At 72.5% G+C, this 7,195-nt stretch carries 6 protein-coding genes; 1 reads left to right on the top strand and 5 read right to left on the bottom strand.

What is annotated here, in order from left to right; translation table 11 throughout:
• Window positions 1–278: 278 nt before the first annotated feature.
• Window positions 279–1,256 (top strand): prolipoprotein diacylglyceryl transferase, encoded by a 978-nt coding sequence (lgt, locus tag STRTUCAR8_RS23780; RefSeq protein WP_006378505.1) that lies wholly within the window; start codon window positions 279–281, stop codon window positions 1,254–1,256.
• A 63-nt stretch (window positions 1,257–1,319) separates the two neighbouring features.
• On the opposite strand, the gene STRTUCAR8_RS23775 is transcribed toward lgt, so the two are convergent.
• The 5 genes from STRTUCAR8_RS23775 to STRTUCAR8_RS23755 form a co-directional block, all read right to left on the bottom strand.
• Entirely contained in the window at window positions 1,320–2,168 is an 849-nt protein-coding gene (locus tag STRTUCAR8_RS23775) for an HpcH/HpaI aldolase/citrate lyase family protein (RefSeq protein ID WP_006378507.1), read from the bottom strand.
• The gene (locus STRTUCAR8_RS23770) at window positions 2,165–3,412 is read right to left on the bottom strand and encodes a CaiB/BaiF CoA transferase family protein (RefSeq protein WP_006378506.1); all 1,248 of its coding nucleotides are present in this window, start codon (window positions 3,410–3,412) and stop codon (window positions 2,165–2,167) included. Before STRTUCAR8_RS23770 ends, STRTUCAR8_RS23775 begins: the two co-directional genes overlap by 4 nt.
• Complete coding sequence (locus STRTUCAR8_RS23765; protein WP_006378503.1) at window positions 3,409–4,827, bottom strand: ADP-ribosylglycohydrolase family protein; 1,419 nt, start codon at window positions 4,825–4,827, stop codon at window positions 3,409–3,411. The genes STRTUCAR8_RS23770 and STRTUCAR8_RS23765 overlap by 4 nt, the downstream gene beginning before the upstream one ends.
• Window positions 4,815–5,990 carry an ADP-ribosylglycohydrolase family protein gene (locus tag STRTUCAR8_RS23760; RefSeq protein ID WP_006378508.1) on the bottom strand — a complete coding sequence of 392 codons (1,176 nt, stop codon included), beginning with the start codon at window positions 5,988–5,990 and terminating at the stop codon, window positions 4,815–4,817. The genes STRTUCAR8_RS23765 and STRTUCAR8_RS23760 overlap by 13 nt, the downstream gene beginning before the upstream one ends.
• 8 nt (window positions 5,991–5,998) lie before the next feature.
• Window positions 5,999–7,195, bottom strand: a 1,197-nt coding sequence (locus tag STRTUCAR8_RS23755; protein WP_422125689.1) for an ADP-ribosylglycohydrolase family protein, incomplete at its 5' end; no start/stop codon positions are given.

Here is a 7,195-nt window from a genome sequence, read left to right as displayed (position 1 = left end):
AACCAGGCCTTCCAGAGCGGTGGATTCGGCGGCACGCCGACCGTTCTGCTCAACGGGAAGAACATCTACCAGGACCAGATGATGACCCCGGCGAAGCTAAGCAGATGGTCGAGGCCGCGGACAAGGCGTAGGGCCTGGGTGTTCCCGGGGTGTTCTCGGGCTTCCCGGGTGCCCCGGGTTCCGCGTCGGGAGCGGGACCCGGGGCACCGCCCGTTATGGAGCCGTTGCCCGGGGCGGCTCACATCCTCCGCGTCCGTCAAGGTAGCGTCGGGACTGCCATGGAAATCGCCTTCATTCCCAGTCCGTCGCGCGGGGTGCTGCACCTTGGGCCCATTCCGCTGCGCGGCTACGCGTTCTGCATCATCATCGGAGTCTTCGTCGCGGTCTGGCTCGGCAACAAGCGCTGGCTCGCCCGCGGTGGCCGACCCGGCACGGTGGCCGACATCGCGGTCTGGGCCGTGCCCTTCGGTCTGGTCGGTGGCCGCCTCTACCACGTGATCACGGACTACGAGCTGTACTTCAGCGAGGGCCGCGACTGGGTGGACGCCTTCAAGATCTGGGAGGGCGGCCTCGGTATCTGGGGTGCGATCGCCCTCGGCGCGCTGGGCGCGTGGATCGGCTGCCGACGGCGGGGTATCCCGCTGCCCGCGTGGGCCGACGCGCTCGCCCCCGGTATCGCCCTCGCACAGGCTTGCGGGCGGTGGGGCAACTGGTTCAACCAGGAGCTGTACGGCCGGGAGACCACCGTCCCCTGGGCCCTGCACATCACCTCCTCGACGGACGGCCGGGTCCCGGGCTACTACCACCCGACGTTCCTGTACGAGTCCCTGTGGTGTGTCGGTGTCGCGCTGCTGGTCATCTGGGCCGACCGCCGCTTCACGCTCGGACACGGGCGGGCGTTCGCGCTGTACGTCGCGACCTACTGCGTGGGCCGCTTCTGGATCGAGTACCTGCGCGTCGACGACGCCCACCACATCCTGGGCATGCGGCTCAACAACTGGACCGCGATCTTCGTCTTCATCGCCGCGGTCGTCTTCTTCGTGCTCTCGGCGAAGAAGCGGCCGGGCCGGGAGGAAGTCGTGGAGCCGGATGTCCCCCACGGTTCGGCGGCGGACGGTACCGAGGGTGCCGGGAGCGATGCGGAATCCGCGGATGTGAAGGCCGAGGCTGAGACCGACAGCGAGGCCGACTCGGCGGACAAGACGGAGGACAAGGCCGAGGACAAGGCCGAGGCGGAGCCGACCAAGAAGGGTTAGGTGTCGGCCGTACGACGATGAGGGCGTCCCGGGAGACCGGGGCGCCCTCCTTCGTCGTTCGGGTCAGGGGCGGTCGCGGTCGGCCAGGGCCAGGGTTCTGCGGGCCCCCGCGACCACCGCCGCGTCGATGAAGCGGCCGTCGGGGAGGGCCTGGGCGCCCTCGTCCGTCGCCGCCGCCTTGACGATCTGCTCGGCGTCCTCGACCTCCTCCGGGGTGGGGAGGTAGGCGCGTTCGATCACCGGGAGTTGGCGGGGGTGAATGGCCGCCCGGCCCAGGAAGCCCAGGGCGCGGCCGTGGGCGCAGGACGCGGCCAGCGTGTCGAGGTCCCGGGTGTCCGGGTGGACCGACTGGGGCGGCGGGGCGAGTCCGGCGGCTCGCGCGGCCACGACGACCCGGGAGCGGCACCAGTCGAGGCCCGCGTCTTCCCGTACCCCCAGGTCGGCCCGTAGGTCGGCCTCGCCGAGCGCGATGCCGTGCAGAGCGGGGTGGGCGGTCGCGATGGCGAAGGCGTGTTCGATACCGAGGGCGGTTTCGAGGAGGGCGTGGAGTGGTGGCCCCGCCTGGGAGGTCGTCCTCGCTGTCGCGGATGTGCGGGTGGCCACGCGTACGACGTCCTGCGGTGTCGTCACCTTCGGGAGCCGTAGGCCGGAGACGCCGGAAAGGTCTTCCAGGGCTCTGAGGTCGCGGGTGGCCAGCGGGCCGTCCAGGGCGTTGATCCGGACGTGGACGGGGACCGGCTGGGGGTCGGTGAGGCGTTCGGCGGTGGCTGTGCGGGCGTACTCCTTACGGTCGGGGGCGACCGCGTCCTCCAGGTCGATGATGATCACGTCGGCGCCGGAGGTGAGGGCCTTGGACACCACCTCGGGGCGGTCGCCTGGAACGTACAGCCAGGTCAGGGGGATGGCCGTCATAGGGCTCCCTCGGTGCGCAGGGCGTCGATCTCGGGTGTGGTCAGGCCCAGTTCGGCGAGTACGGCCGCGGTGTCCGCGCCGTGCGGGCGGCCTGCCCAGCGGATCGCGCCGGGGGTCGCCGAGAGGCGGAAGAGCACGTTCTGCATACGGATCGGGCCGAGTTCGGGGTCGTCGACCGTGGTGATCGTGTCGAGGGCCTGGTACTGCGGGTCGGTCATCACCTCCCGGACGTCCTGGACCGGGGCGACCGCTGCCTCCGCCTTCTCGAAGGCCGCGACGACCTCGGACTGCGAGTGGCGGCCGATCCACGCGCCGACCGCCTCGTCGAGGACGTCCGCGTGGCGGGCGCGGTCGGCGCCGGTGGCGAACCAGGGCTCGTCGATCAGTTCGGGGCGGCCGACCAGACGCATCACGCGCTCGGCGATCGACTGGGCCGATGTCGACACGGCGACCCAGGTGCCGTCGGCCGTGCGGTAGGTGTTGCGGGGGGCGTTGTTCTGCGAACGGTTGCCGGTGCGCGGCTGGACGTGGCCCAACTGGTCGTACCAGAGCGGCTGCGGGCCCAGGACGGTCAGGATCGGCTCGATGATCGCCATGTCGACGACCTGGCCCTCGCCGGTTCGCTCGCGCGCGGACAGTGCCGTCATGACGGCGTACGCCGTGGCCAGGCCCGCGATCGAGTCGGCGAGGCCGAAGGGCGGGAGCGTCGGGGGTGCGTCCGGCTCGCCGGTGATCGCGGCGAAGCCGCTCATCGCCTCGGCGAGGGTGCCGAAGCCGGGGCGATGAGCGTACGGGCCGAACTGGCCGAAGGCGGTGACCCGGGCGAGGACCAGGCGTGGGTTGGCGGCGGACAGCTCCGGCCAGCCCAGGTCCCATTTCTCCAGGGTGCCCGGACGGAAGTTCTCGATCACGACGTCGGCGGTGGCGGCGAGCCGGAGGAGGGTGGTCCGGCCGCCGGGGCGGGAGAGGTCGAGGGTCATCGTGCGCTTGTTGCGGCCCAGCAGCTTCCACCAGAGGCCGATGCCGTCCTTGGCCGGGCCGTGGCCCCGGGACGGGTCCGGCTTCACGGGATGCTCGATCTTGATCACCTCCGCGCCGAAGTCGCCGAGCATGGTGGCGGCCAGCGGGCCGGCGAACAGAGTGGCCAGGTCGAGAACGCGGAGGCCGGCGAGGGGGGCCGCGGAAGAGGTCGCGCGGGGTGTGGAGGCGGTCGGTTCCGTTGTGGTCGGTCGCGGTGTGTTCATGACGTGTACCGGGCCTCGGTGTCGGTGCCCGCGCTCTTGCCGCCGGGGGCGTGGGTGAGGGTGAGGGAGTGGGTCAGTCGGGCGAGGGTGTCGAAGCCGGTTCCGTCGAAGTCCGCGACAGAGGTGGCGAGTCGGTTCTTCAGGGGGCCGGTCCAGCGGTCGGGGAGGGCGGCGGGGGAGCCCGCGAGAAGGGCGGCGACGCTGCCGGCGGTCGCCCCGTTGGAGTCGGTGTCCCAGCCTCCGGACACGGCACGGCAGATGGAGCCGGTGAAGTCGCCGTCGGCGTGGGTGAGCGCGGCGGCGATCAGGGCGGTGTTGGGGACGGCGTGGACCCAGTGGTGGGTGGCCGCGTGGGTGGCGTGCAGTTCGTCCACGACGGTCGTGAAGTCACGCTGGGATGCGGCCAGTCGGATGCCGTGGCGGACCGCTTCGGCCAGGCGGGAGCGTGGGGGGACCACTGTCAGGCCGGTGCGCAGGCAGGTGTGGATGTCATGGGTGCCGGTGGCGGCCACGGCGATGGTGGCCGCCGTGAACATCGCCGCGTAGACGCCGTTCGCGGTGTGGGTGAGGGTGGCGTCGCGGTACACCTGTTCGGCGGCGCCGGCCGGGTCGCCGGGGTTGGTCCAGCCGTGCACGTCGGCCCGGATCAGGGCGCCGATCCATTCGCGGAACGGGTTGCGGTGGCGGGCGGTGAGCGGGGGTTCGAGGCCGCAGAGGAGGTTGCGGTAGGCGATGCGCTCGGCCGTGAAGGTGCGGCCTGCGGGGAGTTCGTCGAGCCAGAGCCGCGCCACGTCGGTGGTGGTGAAGCGGGGGCCGTGGCGTTGGAGCAACAGAAGACCCAGAAGCGGGTAGTTGAGGTCGTCGTCCTCGGGCATGCCGTCGATGTTCTCGGCGAGTGAGGTGGTCGCCGACCGGCGGTTCCAGGGGTGTGCCGTCGCGAGTTCCTCGGGGACCCCTTTGGCGGTGAACCAGGTGTTCAGGGGCCAGTTGCCGGTGGACAGGGCGAGTTGGCGGATGGCGGTGAGGGGGAGTTTCTCCACGGGTTTGCCGAGGAGGCAGCCGGCCGCTCTGCCCAGCCAGGCGGCCTCCAGGCCCTGGACGGTGGGCGCGGGCCGGGGCTGGGCGGCCGGTGTGGGCCAGTCGGGGCAGAGCGCACGGATCCGGGGCAGGTCCGTCGGTTCGTCGTCCGCCAACCTGCTCGGCAGATCGGCCAGTTCATCGAGCAGGTCCTCGGCCAGCAGCCGCAGGTAACGGGAGACCGGCCCGGACGACGCGCCCGCGCCGGCCGGGGCTTCCGGTCCGCCCGCCGCTCGCCAGCGGGCGGCGATTCTGCCGGGCTCTCGGCCGTCCTGGGCCGCCTGGCGCAGCTCGTGGCCGATCAGGTCCTCCGGCTGGACCCAGGTCAGTCGGAGCATCCCGCACTCCTGAGCCGGGCGAACGCCCCTTCGTGGGAACGGCGTTGGCGCACGTCCCGGTCGAAGATCTCCCGGGTGACCTCGGTCAGGGTCCGGGCGGGTTCCCACAGGTCGAGACGGCTCGCCTCCGCGACCGTCTTCGACCAGTCGGACGGCACCTCGGAGCCCAGCGCCCCGGCGAGTGCCCCGGCCATCGTGGCGATCGAGTCGCAGTCGCGGCCGTAGTTCACCGAACCCAGCACCGCATGCCGGAAGTCGCCGCCCGACACCACCAACATGCCCAGAGCCACCGGGAGTTCCTCGATCGCGTGGAGACGGGACGGGCGACGTGCGCCCAGCGACGGGCTGCGGTAGTCCGCGCCGACCGTGTCGTACGGAGTCACCGCCTCCCGCAGGGGCCGCAGCGCCGACTCGAAGTCCGAGTAGCGGGAGGCGACTTCGCACACCGCCTCGATCGCCGCCCGCGTGCCGTCCTTCGCCACGGAAAGGCACGTCCCGATCACCGAGTCGGGGGTCGCGTCCGGGGCGCAGGCCGCCGCCACCGCCGCCGCGAAGACGGCCGCCGCCTCCCTGCCGTACGAGGACTGGTGGGCGCCCGCGAGGTCGAGGGCCTCGGTGTACGCGCCCGCCGGGTTGGCCGCGTTGACCAGGCCGACCGGGGCCATGTACATCGCCGCACCGCAGTTGACGATGTTGCCCACGCCTGCCTCGCGGGGGTCGATGTGGCCGTAGTGGAGCCGGGCCACCAGCCATTTCTCCGCGAGGAAGATGCGCTGCAGGGGGAGTGCCTCGGCCTCCAGCTCCGGGATCCAGCGCGGGTTGGTCATCAGGTCGGGGACCAGGTGGTCGGCGATCGAGTACGCGTCCAGATGGTCGCGGACCTGGGCGTACACCCGTACCAGCGCATGGGTCATCAAGGTGTCGTCGGTGACGTGGCCGTCGCCCTTGTGGTACGGGGCGATCGGGCGGGCCGTGCGCCAGGCGTCCCCGTTCCAGGGGCCGACGATGCCGTGGACGCGGCCCGCGTGGCGTTCGAGGATCTGCTCGGGGGTGTAGCCCTCGACGGGCCCGCCGAGCGCGTCGCCGACGGCCGCGCCGACCAGCGCGCCGGTGATCCGCTCTTCCAGACCGACGGCCTGGCTTTCTTGTCTTTTGGGCGTCATGTCGCGAATCATCCTCCAGGGGTGACCCGTTGTGTGGCTTCCAGGAGTTCGGCGAGTTCCACGAGGTCGGTGCCGGTAAGCCTGGGAAGTGCGCAGCCGGAGAGGGTGCGGCAGGCGTCCCGCCAGGCCGCCGGGATCGAGGCGCCGCCGCCCAGCGCGCCGGTGAGGGCGCCCGCGAGTGCCGGGGCCGAGTCCGCGACCCGTGACAGACAGGCCGCCGCCGGGACCGCTTCGGCGATCCGGCCCTGTGCCGCGGTGGCCAGCGCGAGGGCGACCGGGACCGTTTCGGCGGCGGCGATGCCGTAGCTGTAGACGTGGTCCACGATCTGGTGTTCCAGGAGTGGGACCAGGGCGAACGCGCTCTCCGCGTCCTCCGCCAGCTTCAGCGCGTGGCGGGCGTTGCGACCGATCTCGGTGCACTCCGGGAGTTCCGCCAGCGCGGCTGACACGCAGGCGTCCACCTCCTCGCCGATCAGTGCCAGTGAGAGTGCCGCCGCCATCGCGCGGGCGCCGTGGACACCGTCACCGTCCTGGGTGTAGCGGGCGTCGAACTCGGCCAGTTCGGCGGCGAGTCGGGGGTCGCCCGGGTGGGCCACCGCCAGCACGCAGGCCCGTACGCAGGCCGCGTCGTCGAAGTAGTGCGGGTTGTCGTGGCCGGTGGCCGGGGGGCGCAGCCCGGCGGCGAGATTGCCGAGGCCGGCCCGTACGGAGATTCGGGCGCGCAGGGGCAGCACCGCGGACTCGATCTCGGGGGCTCGGTCGGCGGCGGCCGCGACCTCGCCGGCGACGGCGTTCCAGGCCAGGTCGATGGCGGCCCGCGCCCGGCGTTCCCGGCTCAGGTCGCCCAGCACCCCGTCGTCCCCGGCCCGCAGCAGGGCCTCGGCCGCGAACGCGGCCCACTCGGCGTCGTCCGAGGGGCCGAGGCGGAGCGGTTCCGGGGGCTGGTTGAGGGCGATCGGCACGGGGAGGGTGGTGGTCGCGTTCTGCTCCGCGAAGGTGTCCAGTTCGCGGGTGAGGCGGCGGGTCCACTCGGGCATCCGGGCGGCTCGGTGGCGGGCGGCGGGCCAGCCGGCGGCGTCGCCTGCGGCCAGGCCGAGCAGGAGTCCCTCGGTGCGGCGGCTGGTCATGGGCGGACCTCGGCTTCGGTTCCGGTGTGGGGGTGGGTGGTTTGTTTCGCCCCCGCCGCCCCTACCCGTCCCATCCTC

This window comes from Streptomyces turgidiscabies Car8, from assembly GCF_000331005.1.
In the GTDB taxonomy this organism is placed as follows: Bacteria; Actinomycetota; Actinomycetes; order Streptomycetales; family Streptomycetaceae; genus Streptomyces; species Streptomyces turgidiscabies.
This window is presented reverse-complemented; position numbering and strand designations above follow the sequence as displayed.